Origin of the sequence: Mycolicibacterium lacusdiani (assembly GCF_021916785.1) — a bacterium.
Lineage (GTDB): Bacteria > Actinomycetota > Actinomycetes > Mycobacteriales > Mycobacteriaceae > Mycobacterium > Mycobacterium lacusdiani.
Genome location: NZ_JAKCFC010000003.1, coordinates 362,654 through 381,937 on the forward strand (window position 1 = coordinate 362,654; position 19,284 = coordinate 381,937).

General features: G+C 63.3%; 14 protein-coding genes. 3 read left to right on the top strand and 11 right to left on the bottom strand.

The window, feature by feature from the left end:
- Positions 1-126 precede the first annotated feature (126 nt).
- The 5 genes from LOK44_RS11435 to LOK44_RS11455 all read right to left on the bottom strand — a co-directional run bounded on the left by LOK44_RS11435 (position 127) and on the right by LOK44_RS11455 (position 4,460).
- Complete coding sequence (locus LOK44_RS11435) at positions 127-384, bottom strand: hypothetical protein (protein ID WP_237570085.1); 258 nt, start codon at positions 382-384, stop codon at positions 127-129.
- On the bottom strand, positions 384-3,071 hold the full coding sequence (locus LOK44_RS29950; RefSeq protein WP_237570086.1) for a TNT domain-containing protein: 2,688 nt from the start codon (positions 3,069-3,071) through the stop codon (positions 384-386). The genes LOK44_RS11435 and LOK44_RS29950 overlap by 1 nt, the downstream gene beginning before the upstream one ends.
- Before the next feature lie 6 nt (positions 3,072-3,077).
- Positions 3,078-3,365, bottom strand: a complete 288-nt coding sequence (locus LOK44_RS11445; protein ID WP_237570087.1) for a WXG100 family type VII secretion target — start codon at positions 3,363-3,365, stop codon at positions 3,078-3,080.
- The gene (locus LOK44_RS11450) at positions 3,365-3,760 is read right to left on the bottom strand and encodes a WXG100 family type VII secretion target (RefSeq protein WP_249783330.1); all 396 of its coding nucleotides are present in this window, start codon (positions 3,758-3,760) and stop codon (positions 3,365-3,367) included. The genes LOK44_RS11445 and LOK44_RS11450 overlap by 1 nt, the downstream gene beginning before the upstream one ends.
- A gap of 88 nt (positions 3,761-3,848) precedes the next feature.
- Entirely contained in the window at positions 3,849-4,460 is a 612-nt protein-coding gene (locus tag LOK44_RS11455) for a dihydrofolate reductase family protein (RefSeq protein WP_237570089.1), read from the bottom strand.
- Positions 4,461-4,657: 197 nt separating this feature from the next.
- Here LOK44_RS11455 and LOK44_RS11460 point away from each other — a divergent pair, with 197 nt between their 5' ends.
- The gene (locus LOK44_RS11460) at positions 4,658-6,019 is read left to right on the top strand and encodes an acetamidase/formamidase family protein (RefSeq protein WP_237570090.1); all 1,362 of its coding nucleotides are present in this window, start codon (positions 4,658-4,660) and stop codon (positions 6,017-6,019) included.
- An 18-nt stretch (positions 6,020-6,037) separates the two neighbouring features.
- Here LOK44_RS11460 and LOK44_RS11465 read toward each other — a convergent pair whose 3' ends face one another.
- Positions 6,038-6,475 (bottom strand): nitroreductase/quinone reductase family protein, encoded by a 438-nt coding sequence (locus LOK44_RS11465; protein WP_237570091.1) that lies wholly within the window; start codon positions 6,473-6,475, stop codon positions 6,038-6,040.
- Positions 6,476-6,610: 135 nt separating this feature from the next.
- Between LOK44_RS11465 and LOK44_RS11470 the strand changes: the two genes are divergently transcribed.
- Entirely contained in the window at positions 6,611-8,215 is a 1,605-nt protein-coding gene (locus tag LOK44_RS11470) for an MFS transporter (protein WP_237570092.1), read from the top strand.
- A gap of 338 nt (positions 8,216-8,553) precedes the next feature.
- On the opposite strand, the gene LOK44_RS11475 is transcribed toward LOK44_RS11470, so the two are convergent.
- From LOK44_RS11475 to LOK44_RS11490, 4 genes are read right to left on the bottom strand one after another with little or no spacing between them, the layout of a single operon-like run.
- On the bottom strand, positions 8,554-10,533 hold the full coding sequence (locus tag LOK44_RS11475) for an AIPR family protein (RefSeq protein WP_237570093.1): 1,980 nt from the start codon (positions 10,531-10,533) through the stop codon (positions 8,554-8,556).
- Positions 10,526-11,512 carry a PD-(D/E)XK motif protein gene (locus tag LOK44_RS11480; protein WP_237570094.1) on the bottom strand — a complete coding sequence of 329 codons (987 nt, stop codon included), beginning with the start codon at positions 11,510-11,512 and terminating at the stop codon, positions 10,526-10,528. The genes LOK44_RS11475 and LOK44_RS11480 overlap by 8 nt, the downstream gene beginning before the upstream one ends.
- Positions 11,509-14,289: a Z1 domain-containing protein gene (locus LOK44_RS11485; RefSeq protein WP_237570095.1), complete on the bottom strand. Its 2,781-nt coding sequence runs from the start codon at positions 14,287-14,289 to the stop codon at positions 11,509-11,511. The genes LOK44_RS11480 and LOK44_RS11485 overlap by 4 nt, the downstream gene beginning before the upstream one ends.
- A 29-nt stretch (positions 14,290-14,318) precedes the next feature.
- Positions 14,319-15,830: an ATP-binding protein gene (locus LOK44_RS11490; RefSeq protein ID WP_237570096.1), complete on the bottom strand. Its 1,512-nt coding sequence runs from the start codon at positions 15,828-15,830 to the stop codon at positions 14,319-14,321.
- Between the two features lie 214 nt (positions 15,831-16,044).
- Between LOK44_RS11490 and LOK44_RS11495 the strand changes: the two genes are divergently transcribed.
- Positions 16,045-17,331: an ATP-binding protein gene (locus tag LOK44_RS11495; RefSeq protein WP_237570097.1), complete on the top strand. Its 1,287-nt coding sequence runs from the start codon at positions 16,045-16,047 to the stop codon at positions 17,329-17,331.
- Here LOK44_RS11495 and LOK44_RS11500 read toward each other — a convergent pair.
- Positions 17,328-19,274 carry a DNA cytosine methyltransferase gene (locus LOK44_RS11500; protein ID WP_237570098.1) on the bottom strand — a complete coding sequence of 649 codons (1,947 nt, stop codon included), beginning with the start codon at positions 19,272-19,274 and terminating at the stop codon, positions 17,328-17,330. The genes LOK44_RS11495 and LOK44_RS11500 overlap by 4 nt on opposite strands.
- Positions 19,275-19,284 lie beyond the last annotated feature (10 nt).

Consider the following 19,284-nt stretch of genomic DNA (forward strand, 5'->3'; position numbering starts at 1 on the left):
ACTGCTATGCACGCCCAATGCTCACAACGCGCTAGAACCAACCTCTATGTGTGAGTTCGCAACTCTCGCCGCCCAGCACCTTTCGATACTCGTATCCAGAACATGCCATCTCGATCGACGTGATCGTTACAGCCGTCCAATCGCTCCCGCGGCAAGCTGGGTGTACGCAAGTCTGCCCAAGAGCTGGAAGCAGGCGTCGGACTCCGTCGCCAAACGAACCAGATCGATCTTGTTACCGCGTTCCATCCAGAAGACTTCCCATAACCCGTCGGAGGCCTGATTGACGCACCAGCTGTTTTCCGCTTCGCCTCCTAATGCGAGCACACGGGGTGGCATGCCGACCATCTCCAGCGCCTTACCAAGTTCTGCCAAGTTCATCTTCATTACGTCACCTCTCGGATATATCCGGCAATGAGTAGGTCGACCACTGAATACGGTAGGTAGTACTGGATCCCGCCACCGGACTGCCCCATCGCAGGCGCGATCGGACCTTCCCACACCGGAAGTTCTCGAACGACTTCGTACTGGTGATACCCGTCGTCAAGGCTATGGAAGGGCAGTCCCCGTTCTGGGAACGGGGTGCCTTCAGGCGAGACGAATCGACCAAACCCTGGGCCGAACCGATCGAATGACGTCCCAGGTTCAAGCACCGCGGGCCGTCGATCTTCAGGAGATAGGAACCCTTCCGGGTGGCGGTCAGGATTCGGCCAGTTCAACTTCGGATTACCGTGGGCATCCAGTTCGCCTGATGGCCAGTACCGCCTCTCCCATTCGTCCTTGCCGAGGCCCCCGTACTTGTCGAAATCCTCGGGAACGAGGTCCATCACTCTGGGGTCTGAACTAGGCAAGCCTTCGGCCAAAGCGTCGGTCAACCGCGTCGGATTATCCCGCGCAGCATCTAATTCTGAAGCGTCGAGCAAGTCAGCATTCGGGTGGTCGAGGTCGTCGGTCCTGAGTGTTGCACCGTGGTCAGGAACCCCGGCGGTATCACCCGGAAGTAGCGACTCACGGGGAACGTGGCTGTCATCAGCGCCGTGAGCATCCGACGAAGACGAGGGGGCAGTGTCGCTACCGGTGTGCGAACCGCCGTGGCCCGACTGCTGCGTCTCGTGGGGTCCGACCGAGGGGGGCTGCGGCGTGTCCGATCTCGGATGCACCGGCTCTGCGGAAGCCGAGTTACTCGACGGACCGTTCGAGGCTGCCGATGGCACCTCCCCGACGGGTGTCGCGCCAGAGCCTGACCCGTGCATCGTGGGTTCAGGATCGGACGTCGACCAAGTCGGAGATCCTGCACCGTCCGACGAGGAGACTGTCGTCGGTGCGCTGTCCGGTGAAGTGTTCGCTGAAGTTGTCGGCACACCTTGTCCACTGGCGTCAGGAACGCTTGATGTCGGCACAGGTGATGGGCTGTCGTCAGGGCCGTAAGACGGATGGGTCTCCGTTCTATTCGGACTGGGCACATCCGCAACGTGTGGGGTGGGCGCGTCCGACTCCGACCGCGGACCAGCCCCGTCCGGAACAGCCTGCGATGTCGACATTTCTGGGACCCGCGGCGCCTCCGGCACCCTCGGAACATTCGGCTCGGCGAGCAATGTCGGCAATGTCGGCCCTTGACTGCCGGGCGCGGCACCGGAGGGGATGTCGTCGGCAAGCGTGGTGAGGTCGTCCAGTTTGGCGGCGATCTCAGACGCCCGACCGGCAATGGGTGCGGTGGCCTCCGCCGCACTACCTGCTGCGCGCATTGCGGGACCAGCGTCGCCTGCTTCCGCGGCCGCGCTCGCGCCCCGCAGCCCGGTTCTCGCCGCCCCGATCCCGGTTGCGGCGGAGCCAGCCTCGAAGAGGACACCGCCGAGTCCCAGTCCTGGTCGGTCGGCACGCCAATCCTCAACGTGCGCAATGCCTCCGAGCACGTTCTTGCCATGCTCGAACGCTCCGATCGGATCCATGGCCGCGCCGGTCGGGGTTGCGTACTTGAGAGTGTCGAGGATCCCACCCCACGCAGCCCCGGCCCCCTCGGGATCAGAGGCGAAGCGAGTGGGGTCGAGTTGCTGAATGCCGATGATGCCGTTCAAACCCGCCTTGACGACGCCTTCGCTTACATTCGATGGGACCTCGAGGGCTGTGGCCAGCGCACCGCCAACGTCCTCGCCCAGGTAGTGCGTGAACTCGCGGCGCGCACGCTGCTGCAACGACACCACCGCGCCATCGAGTGCGGTGATCAGCGCCTGCATTAACGCGATGCGGCCGTCGACCTGCCGGCCGAAGTTCTCCAGCACCTGCTTGACGTCGTCGGCGACCTCCTTGATCTCGTCGAGCGCGTCACCGCTGAACACCGCCTTGATGCCGTCGAAGACGCCCGACGGCGAAATTCGGTCGCAGAGATCGCGGATGGCGTCCTGGGTGGCCTGCACGTCGTCGGCGAACTCACGGGTCTGCGTCGCAAGGTTCCCGGCTTCGGTCGCCACATCCGACAGAGACTGCGTCAGTTCGGACATCGCTGAACTGATCGCGCCGCCCTCAGGAATCCGCTGTGCGCCGACGACACCGGACGGCCCGCTCAGCTCACCGGCGATACCACTAATCGCAGATGCGAACGTCTGCCAGGCCCCGGCCGAGGCGCGCAGCCGTGCCGCATTGCCGTCGGGCCACGTGTCGGGGATGAACGTCTGCAATAGCGACCACAGGAACGGCGGCATCACGCCGCCGCCCAGCGACGACGGGCACGACGGGGTATCGAACTCCACCGGCTTCTCGGGTGTGGGCAGGGGTGCCGCGCCGCCCCCGACGGTCGACGCCGCATTGGCCTGCGAGTAGTTCGTCGCCGACATGCCGATTCCGAAACCGACGTTGCGGGATGCGTTGACCATCGCCGCGCCGGCATCCAGCAGCGCCTGCGCAGATTTCTGATAGACCATGCCGAAAGCCACCCCGGCGGGATCGAACCCGCTGGGCGCACCGGCGCTCACGGCCGACGACAGTGTCCCTACCGCTGCCGCGAACTCGTCACCAATACCGGTGACAGCCCGTGCCGCTGCGGCCAGCGCCTCTGGGTCGACGTCGATGCGCGTCACGCCAACTCAGCCCCACATGCGTTGATTCGTGGCGACCGCGTTCGAGTAGTTGGAGTGGGCATGCTCGGCGATGTCGCGCAACTGCCCCAACGCTTCGCGCAGCTGCTGGGCCCCCGTGTCCCACTGCTGCTGCGCCACTTCCTGCGCCGACGCCGCGTCGCCGTGCCAGCTCAGTCCTAGCGCGGTCATCGACGACTGCACCGTCGCCAACGTCTGCTCGAGTGTGGAGTGAAAGGCCGACATCTGGTCGACACCGGTCAGCAGCGAGTCGAGATCCACCGAGAACTCTGCCATTACATTCCTGCCGAGTCGACCGCCGAGCGCCCCGCGGCGTCAGCGCTGGCGTACCCCTGGGCCGCCTGCTCCAATGCCGAGGACATCGACTCCAAGCCCTTCACCAGGTTCTCGGCGCCGTCGTGCCAACGCTTCCACACTTCGCCGAAGGCCGAGCCGGCCTCGCCGGTCCAGTCGGAGCCGAGGAGTCGGCCCAGCTCCCCGTCCAAGTTCGTCAGACCCGACCTGGTGTCGTCCACGACCGTGCGCAGCTCTTGCGCCACCCCAATAACCACGGATTCAGAAACCTGCAGCTCGCTCAACGACCCACCCCCTCCACGGCATCCATCCTGGCATAGGGCGGACCACGACCGACACGGCAAAATAGTCTCAGCTGGGCAGGAGGTTGCCGGCATCTGGGGCGCATCTCGCGAGATCTACACCAGCGTCGTGAATCGGGGCGTGGCCACGACCGTGGTGTAGACCTCGCGAGGCTCCGGCGGCCTAGCGCAGCACGCGGTACCGCAGGTGGGCCACCCCGGGCGCCTCCAGCACGCGCTCGAGTTCCAGCCGCGGGGTGCCCGCGTCGAAGCCCTCGAACAACCGCTCCCCCGACCCGAGGATCACCGGGCTCACTTGCAGATCGATCTCGTCGACCACCCCTGCCTGGATCGCCTGGCGGCCGCACGACGCCCCGCCTGCGATGCTGATCGGTCGATCCCCCGCCACCTCGGCGGCCTGGGCGTAGGCCGACTCGATGCCGTCGGTGACGAAGTGGAACGTCGTCCCCTCGAGCACGATGGGGTCGTGGGCGTGGTGGGTTAGGACGAACACCGGGCAGTGGTACGGCGGTTCGTCACCCCACCAGCCGGTCCAGTCCGAGTCGCCCCAGTCACCGCGCACCGGCCCGAACATGTTGCGGCCCATGATCGTCGCGCCCATGCCGTCGAGCATCTCCGACATCACCTGCCGGTTGACCGGGTGCTCCGCGTCGGGGCCCATGTGCCAGCCGTGCAGCAGCTGGCCGCCGACGCCGAGCGGATGCTCCTCGCTCTGGTTCGGGCCGGCGACGTAGCCGTCGGCCGAGATCGACATCGAGAGGTTGGTGCGGGGCACGGTGGGCTCCATTTCGAAGGTACGGGTGATGACGTCAGGCAGACCCGAGCGGCAGGCCAAACTCATCGTTGTCCCGGTTTCAGGGATGCCTGGCCGGGCCGGCAACCTTTACGTCACAGCAATCTGTCAGAAATGCATTCCGGGAATCCCAGCGGGGTCGGGTCGACGTCCCGTCCATCGAACGAACTGGGAGCACCATGTCACAACCGCTTGCCGAACACGCCGCCGAGACCCTTGCCCGCGGCATCGGACGCAGGGGGTTCGCTCAGGCAGTGGCCGGTGTGGTGGGCCTCGGCATCGCCGGCACGGCAGCGTGCTCCTCACCGGGAGGCGGCGGCAGCGGTGCCACGTCGTCGGGCACTCCGATACCGGGTGCTGGCGCGATCCTGCAGCCGGGCACGGGCGACCGACCCGGGGACCACTACCTGAGTTCCGAACCGGACCAGGTGTTGTGGGGCTACGTCCCGACAGTCGAATCGCAGTCGGTGCTTCGCATGGGCTCGGGACAAACCGTCACCATCGACGCGGTGTCCCACGAGGGGATCCTGGAGGATCAGGGACGAAACCCCCGGGAGTACTTCGGTTCTCACGGCGTCGCCGAATCGGACGTGCTGCAGGATGCGGTGGACATCGCGGCTGAATACAACCGCACTCCGCGCAACTTCGACGTCGACGGGCCGCACGTCGTCACGGGCCCGATCTTCGTCGAAGGCGCCCAGTCCGGCGACGTCCTGAAGATCGAGACGCTCGAAGCCACGCCGCGCGTCCCCTACGGCGTGGTGTCCAGCCGGCACGGCAAGGGTGCGCTCGGAGTGACCGCCCAGGGCGAGGCGCCGGCAGGGATAGCTCTGGACGAGGTGATGCCGCCTCGCGCGACGGACGGCAGGGACACGAAGGATCCGGCCAAGTACGGCAACGTCTCCACCTTCACCGCCGTCGAGGACGGACATGGCGTCATGCCGTTCGGCAATGCCGCCGTGCGGTTTCCGCTGCGGCCGTTCATGGGGATGATGGGTGTGGCGTATGCGAACGCTCCAGGTCTGACGTCACCGAACGCCAACTCGATCCCGCCCACCCTGGGCGGCGGCAACATCGACATCGGGCTGCTGGGACCGGGTTCGACGTTCTACCTGCCGGTGTTCGCCGACGGTGCGTTGTTCTACGTCGGAGATCCGCACATGGCGATGGGCGACGGCGAGGTCGCCCTCACGGCCATGGAGGGGTCGTTGCGCGGCACGTTCCGGTTGACGGTCTGCAAGAAGGGCAGCGGCGACGCTCCCTCCGTCGCGTACATGTATCCGTTCGCCGAGAACCAGGACTCGTGGATCCCGATCGGCCTGTCAGATCCCGACGGCGCGGTCAACGGCCAGGGCAGCGATCTGAACGCCGCGATGCGACGCGCAGTCGTCAACGCCTTGAACTTCCTCGAAGACGACCGCGGAATGGACCGCCCCACCGCATACGCCTATCTTTCTGCCGCCGCGAACTTCACCATCAGCCAGGTGGTGGACAAGACCGTCGGCGTGCACGCGCAGATCGCGAAGAGCCACTTCGCCTAGGGCCGGGTCACGCGGACGTCAGGCGCTCGGTGTCAGCGAGAAGACGGGGATGACGCGGTCGGTCCGCTTCTCGTACTCGCCGAAGCCGGGAGCGAGTTCGACGATGCGCGCATACACGTTGTCCCGGTCCGCCTTCGGCAGTTCCCGGGCGACCATCTGGGTCGGCGGGTTGGGTCCGATCTCGACCGTGACGGTGGGGTCGGCGCGCAGGTTGAACACCCAGGCGGGGCTGGCGTCGCGGCCGGCTGCCGAGCCGACGACGTAGATCGTGTCGTCGATGTCGAAGTAGCCGATCAGGTTCTCGCGGGGTTCGCCGCTCTTGGCGCCCGTCGAGGTCATGATCAGGAGTGGGAAGCCCTCGAACTGGCCGCCCACCTTCCCGTCGTTGGCGCGGAACTCCGCGATGTTGCGCCTGTTGAACTCGCGCTCGGAGGTCATGACGTCGTCGTCGGACATGGTTTTCATCGTGGCACGGATGGTGGTCGTTCGTAGCCTGTCGCGACCGGATGTTTCAGGCGGCGCCGAGCGGTCAGACGCAGAACGAGGCCACGGCTCCTAGAGTGGCCCGAGGGCCAGACACGGGAGCAGCGGATGACATCGGCGGGCGAAGCGACTCGGTCCACCTCGACGTGGGCGCCGCTGCGGTCGCCGGTCTATCGGGCGCTGTGGATTGCGCAATTGGTCTCCAACCTTGGCACCTGGATGCAAACCGTCGGGGCGCAGTGGATGCTGGTCGGCGATCCTCGCGCGGCGGTGCTGGTGCCGCTGGTGCAGACCGCGACGACGCTGCCGGTGATGCTGCTGGCGTTGCCCTCGGGGGTGCTGGCCGACCTGATCGACCGGCGCCGACTGCTGATCGCGACGCAGGGGGCGATGGCCGCCGGGGTGGGGCTGCTCGCGACGTTGACCGGGTTCGGGTTGACGACGCCGGCTGTGCTGCTGATGTTGTTGTTCGTCATCGGCTGCGGGCAAGCTTTGACGGCGCCGGCGTGGCAGGCCATCCAGCCGGATCTCGTTCCAGCCGATCAGATCCCGGCCGCAGCTGCGCTGGGCAGCATGAGCATTAACGGTGCCCGGGCGATCGGGCCGGCGATCGCAGGCGTGCTGGTGTCGCTGTCGGGGCCGACGCTGGTGTTTGCGCTCAACGCGGTGTCGTTCATCGGGATCGTGTTCGTGCTCGTCTGGTGGCGCCGCCCGCGCGTCGTGAGCGACTATCCGCCCGAGCGGGCGCTGGCCGCGCTGAGTGCGGGTGGTCGGTTCATCCGCAGCTCGCCGATCGTGCGGCGGATCCTGCTGCGGGCGGCGTTGTTCATCGCACCCGGCAGCGCGATCTGGGGGCTGCTTCCGGTGATCGCGGCGAACAACCTGGGGTTGTCGTCGGCGGGCTACGGGCTGCTGCTGGGTGCGCTCGGTTTGGGCGCGGTGTCCGGGGCGTTCCTGCTGGGACGGCTGCGGGCGCGGTTCGGGCAGAACGTGCTGCTGACCGCCGGCGCAGCGGGTTTCGCGGTTGCCTCGGTGGTGTTGGCGGTGGTGCCGAACGTCATGGCGGTGTTCCTGGCCCTGGTGGTGGGCGGTGCGTCCTGGTTGATGTCACTGTCGACGCTCAACGCGTCGATGCAGCTGAGCTTGCCGGCGTGGGTGCGCGCCCGCGGTCTGTCGGTGTACCAGCTGATCTTCATGGGTGGACAAGCCATCGGGTCGGTGGTGTGGGGCGTGCTCGCCGGGGCGACGTCGAGTTCGACGAGCCTGTTGGTGGCCGCGGCGCTGCTGGTGGTGTGCGGGTTGTCGTCGCTGTGGTGGCCGTTGCATGCGAAGACCAGCGATCTGGACCTGTCGCCGTCCTCGCACTGGCCCGAGCCGTCGCTGGTGTTCGAGCCCGAACCGCTGGATGGCCCGGTGCTGGTGCTGACGTCCTATCGCGTCGCGCCGTCCGACGAGGAGGCGTTCCTGTCGGCGATGGCGGTACTGGGACGATCGCGTCAACGCACCGGGGCGTCGCAGTGGCGGCTGTTCCGCAGCATCGAACACGAGTCGACGTTCGTGGAGACGTTCATCGTGCGGTCCTGGGGCGAGCACATGCACCAGCACTACATACGACTCACGGGGCAGGACCGGTTGATCGAGGAGGCCGTGGAGAGGGTGATCGAGGGTGAGGCGGTGTCGGAGCACTACTTGGCGGTGCGGGAGGGGCGGTGATGCGTGTGATGTCTCAGGACCAGGGTGACAGTTTCGTATCAGAGCATCGGGGATTTGATGTGTCGCGACCTCTTGTAAATACTTCATCGCGGCAGGGTACACACATCGTATCCATTGTTCCGGAGGGTACCTCGAGCTGGAAGTTTCGGTGGCCGCCAAATACCGGCGCGCCGATCCATTGGTGCTCGACTCACTTGTTCCGCCTGAGATCCGTGGCTTGGACCACGGGTCGAAGAATAAATACTGCATCCTGACACTGCACGACCTAGAATGAATGTTCTGCTGTGAACGGCAAGCCGAATAAAGGCGCGAAGACATGCTCGCCCTTATACGAACTATCAGGCAGAGGCTTCCGTCGATACTTCCGTCAGCCCGTATGTGGCGTGGCGTCGGCTTCCAAACTGCTCAACTCGCCCCTGCGCCAGCAGCGTGCGAATGGTCTGGGTCCAGATTTCCTCCGGAATGCCCGTTCTGTCTAAGATCTCCCGCTTACCCAGCGGTTGCGTCGACTCGCCGAGGGCATCCGACACTAACTCCACCATACGTCCGGCGTCGTGGACGGCGTCCGTAAGTTCGCGAGTCAACCTGCGCGGCAATGGAAGATTCAGTTCCCGCACCCGCTGCCAGCAGGCCGCCTTCTTGCACCATTCCGTCACATTTCCGCTGCCAGGTGCGTCTATGAGAACATCGCGGACCGCAATGCAGGTCGACTCAATGGCCTGCGCCAGCGCGTCAGAGATGTTCTGATTCAACCAGATACGGTCGAGATCAATTTGTTGCGATGTTCGGTGCGCAAGGTAAGCGATTGTGTATGTGACGATGTTGGCGCGATAACCTCCGAACTGCTGATCGGAGACGATCCGCTCGGTCCGCCGGAACAGGATCGCCATAGCCACAAGACGCTCAAAGTATTCTTGTGTAGCCTGAGCGCGCCCACGTTGCGCGAGTCGCACCGTGAAGTGGTTGAAGTTCTTTTCGGCGCCCAGACTCACAAGATGAGGCACCTGATCCCATGAGTTTTCGAACTTCGCGAGATCGGTTTTGGTGAACTTCTGGCTAGTTGGATTCACCGTCTTGAACATGCGCTTACGTGCTGGGGTGCTCTCCTGTGCAAGCGCGTCCTGATACTGGCCACGTGCGCGCTCGTAGAACCAGCGGGTTTGCACCTGACTGCCTCCGACGGCTGGTGCCCACACCGAACGCGACCACTTCTCGATCTGGACGTGGAAGGGGTCATTAGCTTCGAAATCTGCTTCGTTGACCTTGTTCTGACTATTCGCGTATCGCGAGATGAGTGGAACGATCTCGCTCAGCTGGTTCTCTGCAACCACGGTCAACTTCACCGGAACCTGTATATGGGATATGTCGGCCTTCGTGCGCTTTGCCACGTCATGAATGGAAGCGGTTGTCTGCCCGCCGTTCACGATTTGGAGGTCCTTCACAGAGGCGATACCGAACCCTCCGTTGTCCATTGGGACAACCTTCACTGCCGACGCTGTCGCCGATAGACCGTTGTTGTAGGCCAAGAATCGATTTGGCTCGTTAAGAATAGTCTTCCTGATTCCTTGGTTTACTTTCCCGCGGGTCTGTAGAAACGCACGGACATTGCGCTCTAGTAACCGGGTGCCGTACTCGTCGTAGATGTCTGCAAGAACTGATCCCGGGACAACCGCCAAGTGCGCGGCATAGTCGCTCCATTCGTGCGGTACCACTAGGCACGGCAGCGGTTCGCCGAAACGGCGGACGAAGTCAATATTGATGGACTCCTGCTGTTGACCTGAGGTCACCGCACGGTGCAACCGTCTGATGTCCCAGACATGGAAGGAGACCTGCAAACCGCCGTGCGTCTCTGGGGGACGCTGCTTGACTGTGGTCTTGCCGTCCGTCACCACGAAAAGCCGGACTTTCTCGAGTCCGGCCATCTCACGGATGCTGAGCACCATGTCGAATTGTGCGGTGCTCTCCTCGATGGACAGGACCAGATCGCCCCTAGCCCTGTCGAAGAATGTAAGCATCCGGGTGAACCCGGTTTCCACTTGGTCGCGCGGCACCGTCTGCGGTGGGACGCTCTGGGTATAGATCGGCAAAATGAGGTCCAAGCGGCGGTCCTCGTCAGCTAGCGAATATCCCCCGACCCGCATCCCGCGGTCTTGGAAGTACGCAACCTGCCCGTCATCGAGTTCGCCTATCTCAGTTAGTTCTTGGATGATTCTGGCGGTGAATGTCTCCACCCGCAGCATCTCCGCACCCTCCAGCAGAGACTCACTGAGCACCTCCTGACGCAGATCTTCGGCAAACTGATCGATGTCGTTAGGCACCCGTGGCCTCCCGAATGATCGGCACCAACGCAGAGGCGTCCACCATGAACGGGCCTAGTGCGCTGACCGAGATGCTGTATTCAACATCACCCACTCCGTGAGGGCAGTCCGCCTCCACCAGTCGAGGGAAACCATCACCGATCAGGAAGATGCCTGCCGCGCGCACCGTGTAACCATCCCGGTAAAGCCCCGCTTGGGCGTCCAAGTAGCCGGCATCGAACAGTCGATCCTCGAACATGGCAGTCGCCATTGGGTCCTGCAACCGCTTCCGGATCTCTGCGATCATGTCGGGTAGCGTCTGCCCCGCCCCCTCGCGGGCGTCTAGCGAAAGTTGGTATAAGGCAAGGTTTTTCAACGCCGTCGTGTCGAGCTGCCGTTCGCTGGCAATGCGCAGCAGCTGCGGCTGCGCACCGATAGTCGTCTTGACCTCGACCGCAGCATCGCCGAAGGAAAAATCCTGCGGCCTCCCATGTGGACCCACCCACGCCTGCACCGCAGTAAAGGCCGGTACAGCACCCAGCAGGATGGTGCGCAGGAAGAACAACTCGCCAAACAACCCGCGCTGGCGTTCCGGTGTAAGACCGGCACTGCTCCCGCGCAGGAACCGTTGCCACCGCCGCACACGCTCGGTGACGCGGGCCGCCACATCAGCCTTGTCGACCCCAGCTGCCGCGGCCTTGGCGACGTCGATGACTAACGTGTCAAATAGGTCGGCGAAGGACGGTTTCGATAGCACCAGCTCGAGCGCTTGACCGTTGGCCGTTGCAGGCACCCGGCATAGGTCCACCCCGCGGCCGCTGGGTAGCTCTCCCAGTTCAACACCGGACAGGTCGACGTCGATAAGTAACGCGCGTGTGTTAGAGGGCTTCTCTACGACCAAGTAGAGGTCAGCGACGGACTCCTGATGGATACGACGCCTGAACCGGCCCTCCGCCGCAGCCTCGGCGTCCAGCTCCGCCCAGATCTGTGAGACGTTCACCCCGACGCCAACTCCTGCTCCCAGTAGACATTGTTGATTACGTACTCGATGGGCTCGGCGTTGTCGCTGTTAGGGAAGCTTGCGGCGATCCCGACTATCGGGTCCGAGTCGGCATCGAGTTCGGCGAACGCCGGATCAAGCAGATAGATCAGCAGCAGACCCCGCCCGCGCGGCCGGGCCGCCCGGATCGACGGGCCGTTCGGTGTGTCGGGCCGGGTCGTGCCTCTGGTGAGCCCCTTGTCCCACAGCAGCCGGGTGCGTTGAAGCGCAGATGCCAGTTCACCCTTGTTGAGGTCGATCTTCTCGTCCGAGGGGCTGACCAGGCGACGGATGACGTACTCCTCGCCCGGGCGAAGGACGTACTCCTCGCCTAACGGATCCTTCAGCGGAAACTTCGCCCGCTTCGTACAGCCAATATTAAAGCCGGGCCAGTTCCGCTTCGGACCAGGATTGGACATCAGCGCCACGGTCCACGAGCTCAGCTCCGCCGGGTCATCCTGCAGCCGCTTTCGGATGTAATCGGCCATTACGCGAGACTGCGCCTTGGTAGCGCCTCGGTGAGTTTCGAAAGCACCCAGGAAGTTGGCCACGATGTGACCGTCCACGTCGTCCCACACGACGTTGTTGTTCTTCCTGTCGACGGGGCGACGTACCGCCGAGTTCTGCAACAGGGCGGTCAGTTGTTTTGTCCGCTCAAAATTGCCGGCGATGACCGCCGCGTCGCGGCTGTAGAGGATCGTCTCGCTGATGCTTCCTGAGTAGGACAGTTTCATCGGCGTACCGGTGCGCATTTTGGCCGCCGCGGTCACCATCAGGTTGTCCGGGGACTGGCGCACCCGCAGCCCGAAGTCGTCCGGCGTTCCCCCGATCAGCGCCATTTCGTCGAACTGCAGCAGCAACTCCTGGTTTGCCAGGGCGATATTTTTGTACCATCGTTGAAGTTCCGCCGTCGTGTATAGACGGCACAAGTCCTGGTAGCCAGGCCGGTAACCGAACCAGCGACCCATCTGAAGCAGCGTGTCGTACATCTTGGAGGCGCGCAGGTAGTAACTGACGCTCAGTCCCTCCAAGGTGAGGCCTCGGGAGAGCTTATTCCCGCCGATCGCGATGACGCTCACGCCGTTGGGCTTGGCGAAGTAGTCCAGCGCGTCTTTGGCGGTGCCGTTGATGATCTTGATCTCGATTTTCAACGCGGCCTTGCGCAGCGCCGCGTGCACCTGGTCCCAGCTGACTTGAACTAGCTTCTTGTCGTGGGCGAACGCAGCACTGGTCGTGACGAAGTCCTTCTCCCACAACCCCTTGAGTTCATCGACGAGATTGTTCTTCTTACGCGTATCTCCGAAATCCAACAGATTCGTGATGTAGGCCAGCTCGGAGCCGATCACATCCGCCACCTGTTGCTGTACATCGTTAAACCGGGTCACGTGCACCAACATTGAGTTGTGCTCGGTCGACTGACCGCGCGCGCTGCGTGCTGCACAAACCAATACGAAGCTGAGGATGGCCTTACGCAGCGAGCCCGGCAGCTTCGGAGGTACCTGGTGTCCGTTCTTGTGGTTGGCGGGCATCCAGGTGTCGGCGTCGTCGAGGGTGCGCGTGATCGGATAGGGTTCGACTGCCTCGATGTTGGCGTCCGGGTCACCTGTGAGCCCAAAAACCTTGGTCGCGCCGATGTAGTCCGACGGCTCCTTCAGACTCACTAGGAAGCTTCGCGGGAACAGATCCTCGCCGTGCTCCGCCGTCTTGGCTTTCCTATAGATGAAGATGTTGGCGAACGGGGTGGCGGTGTAGCCGATGTAGGCGCTCTGCTCGAAACCGTCCAGCAGTTTTCGGATGCACCCGTTGATCGCCGTCGGGTCGGTGTCGGGGTCGAATGCGCCGGTCCGCGTGTCGAACGTGTCCCGGGTGTTGACCGATGCGTGGTCGCACTCGTCATCGATGACCAGCAGCGGAACATTGGGAACCCTGGGCTTGGTCTCTCCATTTTGCAGCACCTGTTGGGTCGTGGTGGCCCAAGCGATGAGGTTATCCAGGATGCTCTTGTTCTTCTTGACCACCAGCAACAGCGGCTCGGAGCCGCCCACGTTGATGCCGGCGTTCTCGGCGATGTTCTTCTTGAAGTCGCCCCGCTGGGCGCTGTTGGTAAGCGTGTTCACAAGGTAGAACTCGATCCCCGGTAGCAGACCCACACCCAGGCGGGTGTTAGATGTGTCGAACAACATTCGCTTCTGGGTGTCGTAGCCGAGGAAGCCCTCATCCAATCGCAACTGGGTCTGACTGCGCAGGCTGTCGTCAATACCGGCCAGCACGACAACCAGCTTGTAACCGGCGTCGGCGGCCTTGCAGATCAATCCCGTGTAGTTGGCGGTCTTGCCGGACTGGACCTGTCCGACCACCATTCCGCGCCGGTCCCACCTGCCGGGGCGGTGAGGGTCCTCCAGCTGACCCAGGATCTGATCGGTCACTTTGCCAAGGCTGGCAGTCGATCGCGCGATCCAGCCCTTCTCGTCCTCCAGGTAACGCTGATAGCGCTGCCAGAGCGGCCAGCGTATGTCGCCGCGCCTGTTGGCTAGCCAGTCCAGGTGATCCTCCTCCCGACCCTCGAGGACGCCGGAGTCGGCGATATAGACGTTGCAGTCCGACTCAACCTCGCGGATCAGCTGGTCGCGTTCTGGTCGCACCGTACTCATGGGCTCCATCGCGAGCACTTGGTCCACGGCGTCGACCACCGCCGCGTTCGTGACCGGGTCGACAGGCGCCAACAGCATCACGGCCATCCGCCTAGCCATCTGCAACGGTGTCAAACTCACGCACCGGCCTCCTGTTCGTCATGGGTGTCCAAGACCTCGTAAAGCTCCGGGAAGTATTGGAACGGGTCGGTCGTCAGCACCCGGTCGCGGGCCGCCACATGGTCTTCGCCGCGCCCACGCAATGATTTGTACAGCGCGGTCGCCAGAGTGGATACCTCATTCGAGGAAACGCCCTCGAAGGGTCCGGCCTGCTCCTCAGGCCGCTCGGCGCTGGCGATCGAGATCAACGGAATCGGGATAGTCCCCTCGACGATCTTCAGCAGATTGCGCACGTTCTGCGCCGACGGATGTTCAATTGCCTCGACCACTGCGGGATGGTCCCGATTCACCTGGTAGGAAACCTTGCCGTGCATCACCAGTTGTAACCACGCCGGGCTTAGGCCTTTTTCCTTCTGCCTTGTCAGGATCTTGCCGCGATGCCGGTACACCTCCACCGCGCGCACCCGGGTCACTTTTGCAACACGGCGCAGCTCAGCGCGCAGCACGCCTGGCGGCTGAGCCATCGACTTGCGGACGTCGATCTGCCAGAGCGCATCCATTTCGTTGGCGATGTCGACCTGGATCCGAGCGAGTTTGTAGTGCTCCTCCTTCTGGAAACCCAACCCAAGCCAGTCCCCAGCCACTAGAAGGCGCTTGTTCCGGTAGACGTAGAACCCTTGCAGGCTGTTCCAGCCACGCTCCCCGCTGGCAAGTTCGAATTCCTCGGCGGTCAGCTTCGAGCGGTGAGGCAGCACGACGGGCTGGACCACCACCTTGCCGCCCGCGAGCGGAAGTTCCTCGGCCGCCAGAACCTGACGAGCCCTGCTACGCGATAGAAATGGATCCCAGGGCGGGACCTCATGGTCGTTGACCGTCACGGTCCGGCCCTCGCGCGGCGCCAGAAAACGGTGAAATGTCATCGACAGGTGCGATCGCACAGACCTGGCCAACTCCAGGAATCTTCGGTGTGCGTCCTCGTCGTCGACATCCGCAGTACCCACGATCCTGTCCAGATGTTGCCAGACAACCACCGTCCCCCGAGGCTGCGCGTCCAAGCGCTCGGCGAGGTCGGCGCAGTTCTCGGGATAGCCGTGCAAAAGGCGCCATTCGTGGGTCGCCACCACGGTATCTAGGTCCCACTGGCGAGCGTGAACGCCATCCGCCTTCGTCTTCGTGATCACAGTCAGCTCTCGGCACTGCGAGAAGGACGCAGTCTTCAGTCCGAGTCCGAACCGGCCGAGGTCGTCTACGGCCCGCTTCTCCTGCGGGCTCATGCTGCCTGGTCGCATCGCCTGTTTCAGCTCGGCCTCGGTCATGCCTAGGCCGTTGTCCCCGATAGCGATCCGGCTGTCAGCACCGTCCCAGTCGAATTCGATCCAGATCCGGTCCGCCGTCGCGGTGATGCTGTTGTCGATCAGATCGGCCACGGCAGTTTGCGGCGTGTAGCCGAACGCCCGCAGTGACTCCACCAAGGCGGCCGGGTCCGGCGCGGCGAGATCGAAGTTATCCCCAGATGTGTCCCCATCCACAGGGCGAGGCTACGGCGGGTAGGGCCCCAAGCGCTGTCGCACCGCCGATGCGGGCTACCGTTCTGATGCCTGGAAGTGCTTGACGTCGGGTTTCAGCTGCAAATTTACGCACCGGGCCGCGCAGGGCTCTGTGGCCGCGAGTCGGCCAGTAATTGTCCGAGCATGCTGCTTAACTTGAGCCCATCAATAGCACTGAACTGAAAGCGTTGCTGCAATGAAACTTTCCACTGCGGCCCCGTCGGCGGCTCGGCTCACGTCCTCCCTGCGGGACATCGGCTATGACTTCGTCAGCGCGGTCGCCGACCTGATCGACAACAGCATCTCGGCAGGCGCAACCGACGTGGCAGTGGAGATCGAGTTCGCGGGCCCGGACTCAGCGGTCTATGTCGCCGACAACGGCTCCGGCCTCAACGCCCGCGGCATGATGGAGGCACTGCGTTTTGGTAGCCGCCGCACCTACGGGTCCGGCGATCTGGGTCGCTACGGTCTCGGTCTCAAAACGGCATCGCTGTCCCAGGCTAGATGCGTGACGGTTGTATCAAGGCCCGCCGACCGCAAGCGTCCACTATGGCGATCTCTGGACTTGGATCTGATCGCGCAACTCGACGAATGGGTTCTAGCCGAGAACCCCCGCGACCACGCCGTCGAAAAGAGCGAGGAGATGCTCGGTACCGGCACCGGCACAGTCGTAGTCTGGCAAAACCTCGATCGAGTGCTTCCCGCCTCTGGCGCCCACGGAGGTTGGGCAAAACGGCGTTTCGAGGTCCTCGCGGACAAGACGAAACAGCATCTCGCCATGGTGTTTCACCGGTTTCTCACGGGTGAGAGTGGCGCTCCAAGAATCTCCATGCGCGTCAACGGCGACAAAGTGCACGCATGGGACCCGTTCGTCCGACACGAACCAGGCACCCAGCAGCTGACCAACCAGCAGTTCGAGCTAGAGAGTGCCACGGGCGTTGGGGCGGTGGAACTCCGTCGTTACATTCTCCCCGGCAAGAAAACGTTCAGCACCCTCAGTGCATTCGACGAAGCCGCGGGACCTCTGAATTGGAACAGACAACAAGGTCTCTATATCTACCGCGAGAATCGGCTGGTGCAGTGGGGCAGTTGGGCAGGCACCCGCGGCATCGACGAGCATACGAAGCTGGCACGCGCGAGCCTTGACTTCGACAGCAACCTCGACGAAGTGTTCAACATCAACGTCGCGAAGATGCGGGTATCCGTACCCGCGCAGCTCAAGCAGATGCTTGACCGTCCGGTCAGCGAGCTGTGCATCCTTGCCGATCGGGTTTACCGACGCCAAGACGCCGACGTCGGCGATAAAGCTGACGACGACGTGGCTGAGCGCGATGAAAAAGCACCGGTCAGCGGCGCGCTAGCGGAGGTCGGCTTGGCTCTGAAATCGGCGGCGATTCAGTCCGGCGAATACGACGGGTTCCGCAGCGTCATGAGGGTCATGAGTGAGCAGCACCCCGACTTGGCTCGAGGACTAGGTTTCTAGGGCTGCGCAGCCGTACACCACCGATTCAACGGGCAGTCCCCACACTTGGGCCTGTCCACTAGGCAAGTTGCGGCCGCCAGAGCGATCAGCGCTAGGTGTGCAGATCGAGAGTGGTCCCCGAGCCCAACCATGCCGGCTACTGCGATCCGACCGTCCGTCTGCACGTTCCTCTTGTCGGCATCACTACCTCGGAACCGGCTCGCGACGCGGAGAACACCCTTCGTGATCAATACAGGCTCTTCCGTGTCTTTCTCGTCCGCTGTGGTGGGCAACGCCAGTTCCACCAAGTCGCAGAGAGCCGCCGGCAAGGCGGACAGAGCAGCGCGGTCGATGCTCGGCTGCCAAAGCGCAGTCGGGGCGACTGCCATCTGCTCAGCCAGCTGGTGCACGGCCGACATCCGCTGCCCTCGGCCAATCCCTGACATCAGCTCGTCTAGCAGATCGATTCCTGCCTTCGGTGGGGGGTTACTGGCGCACACGTCGCCCTGGGCAGTGTCGATCACTTTCCAGACCGCACTCATGACCGTGGGGGTAGCGCGGTCGAGCAACATCTCGCCCAGAACGAATTTCCACCGGCTTGTAGTCTTCAACCAAGGCATTGGGCCGATGGTGGGCTGTTCGGAGAACCAACGAGCCAGCTCCGCAGAGACCTGTCGGGTCGATGTCCTCTCCTTCACCCCCGAATTGAACGACGACCGCACCGCCTCGCCGATCACCTGCCCAATAAGTGGAGGTACGGCGTTGCCAATCTGCTTGAAAGCTACCGACGGTGGACCAGCGAACCGGAAGTCATCAGGGAACGTTTGAATCCGAGCCGCTTCCCGCACAGTCAGTGTTCGCGGCTGCCGTGGGTGGATGTACCAATAGCCGTCCTTGGCGATGTGGGCCGTGATGGTCCGCGATAGATCGTTCTCGTCGAGCTTTTTGTATTTGTCGTCGAAGATGTCCTTGCGATAACGTTGAAATTCCGGTGCAAGATCGGTGTACTTGGTCTTGTGCGTCATCGATTCAAAGGCCGCTCGGTCATCCTCGCGCACCGGCCTAGTGATGTGGTCGAACAACCGCTCGGCGTCGTCTTCCGACACTCGACGTCGTAACCACCGTTGATATTCGGTTCGAGGTCCGCCGTAATCGGCCCATCCGAACGCGCCGCCCTTTGGACGCCAGCCCCCCTCCACCGGAGGCATATCTCCGATTGCGTTCCAAAGGGTGACCCGCCGAGGTGACTCATCCGGCCACCTGAACTTGATCGCGCCCTTGAGCGCTACCAACAACAGACGCTGCCGCATCTGCGGGACACCATAGCGCCATGTGTCAATCACTCGTGCGGACACCGAGTACCCGATCTGCTCAAGCTCTTCGGTCATGCTGCGCAGAATGAACATCTCGCGATCTAGGGCCATATCCGGCACGTTCTCCATCACTACCGCCTTCGGGCGGCACAACTGTACGACCTCGAGGAATGACCGCCACAAGTCACGTCGTTCATCATGGGGATCGGCCGCCCCGGTCAGAACGCGGTTCCGAATCTTCGATCTTCCCGCTCGCGAGAATGGCTGACATGGCGGGCCACCCGCTAGCAGTTCGACTTTGTTGCGTTTCAGCAATTTCGCGATACGTGTCACGGTAGCGGGATCCGACAGGTCCTCCAAAACAGACATCCCGGCGAAATGGTGCCTGTGAGTCTCCACGGCGAAGCCATAGTGGTCGACTCCCAGAACAACCCGGAACCCGGCATCCTCCAACCCGAGGCTCATTCCGCCAGCTCCGCTGAAGAGATCGGCGGCCAAGGGAACGCCGAGGCCGCGCAACTCGGAACACAGGTCGGCGAGCCCCTTGTCCGAGACGGTGTGCGCGGCATGAGCCGACAGCGTCAGCAACGGGCCTCGGATCTGCTTGACGGCGTAGCTGACGGTCGCGGCGGCGTGCACATCCTTCGTCATGCGGCAAGAC

Excerpts from the sequence above, each read along its gene's own strand:
- LOK44_RS11435 (WP_237570085.1), bottom strand. The coding sequence starts at position 384 with ATGAAGATGAACTTGGCAGAACTTGGTAAGGCGCTGGAGATGGTCGGC.
- LOK44_RS11445 (WP_237570087.1), bottom strand. The coding sequence starts at position 3,365 with ATGGCAGAGTTCTCGGTGGATCTCGACTCGCTGCTGACCGGTGTCGAC.
- LOK44_RS11450 (WP_249783330.1), bottom strand. The coding sequence starts at position 3,760 with ATGCCGGCAACCTCCTGCCCAGCTGAGACTATTTTGCCGTGTCGGTCG.
- LOK44_RS11460 (WP_237570090.1), top strand. The coding sequence starts at position 4,658 with ATGTCACAACCGCTTGCCGAACACGCCGCCGAGACCCTTGCCCGCGGC.
- LOK44_RS11465 (WP_237570091.1), bottom strand. The coding sequence starts at position 6,475 with ATGTCCGACGACGACGTCATGACCTCCGAGCGCGAGTTCAACAGGCGC.
- LOK44_RS11470 (WP_237570092.1), top strand. The coding sequence starts at position 6,611 with ATGACATCGGCGGGCGAAGCGACTCGGTCCACCTCGACGTGGGCGCCG.
- LOK44_RS11485 (WP_237570095.1), bottom strand. The coding sequence starts at position 14,289 with ATGGCCGTGATGCTGTTGGCGCCTGTCGACCCGGTCACGAACGCGGCG.
- LOK44_RS11495 (WP_237570097.1), top strand. The coding sequence starts at position 16,045 with ATGAAACTTTCCACTGCGGCCCCGTCGGCGGCTCGGCTCACGTCCTCC.
- LOK44_RS11500 (WP_237570098.1), bottom strand. The coding sequence starts at position 19,274 with ATGACGAAGGATGTGCACGCCGCCGCGACCGTCAGCTACGCCGTCAAG.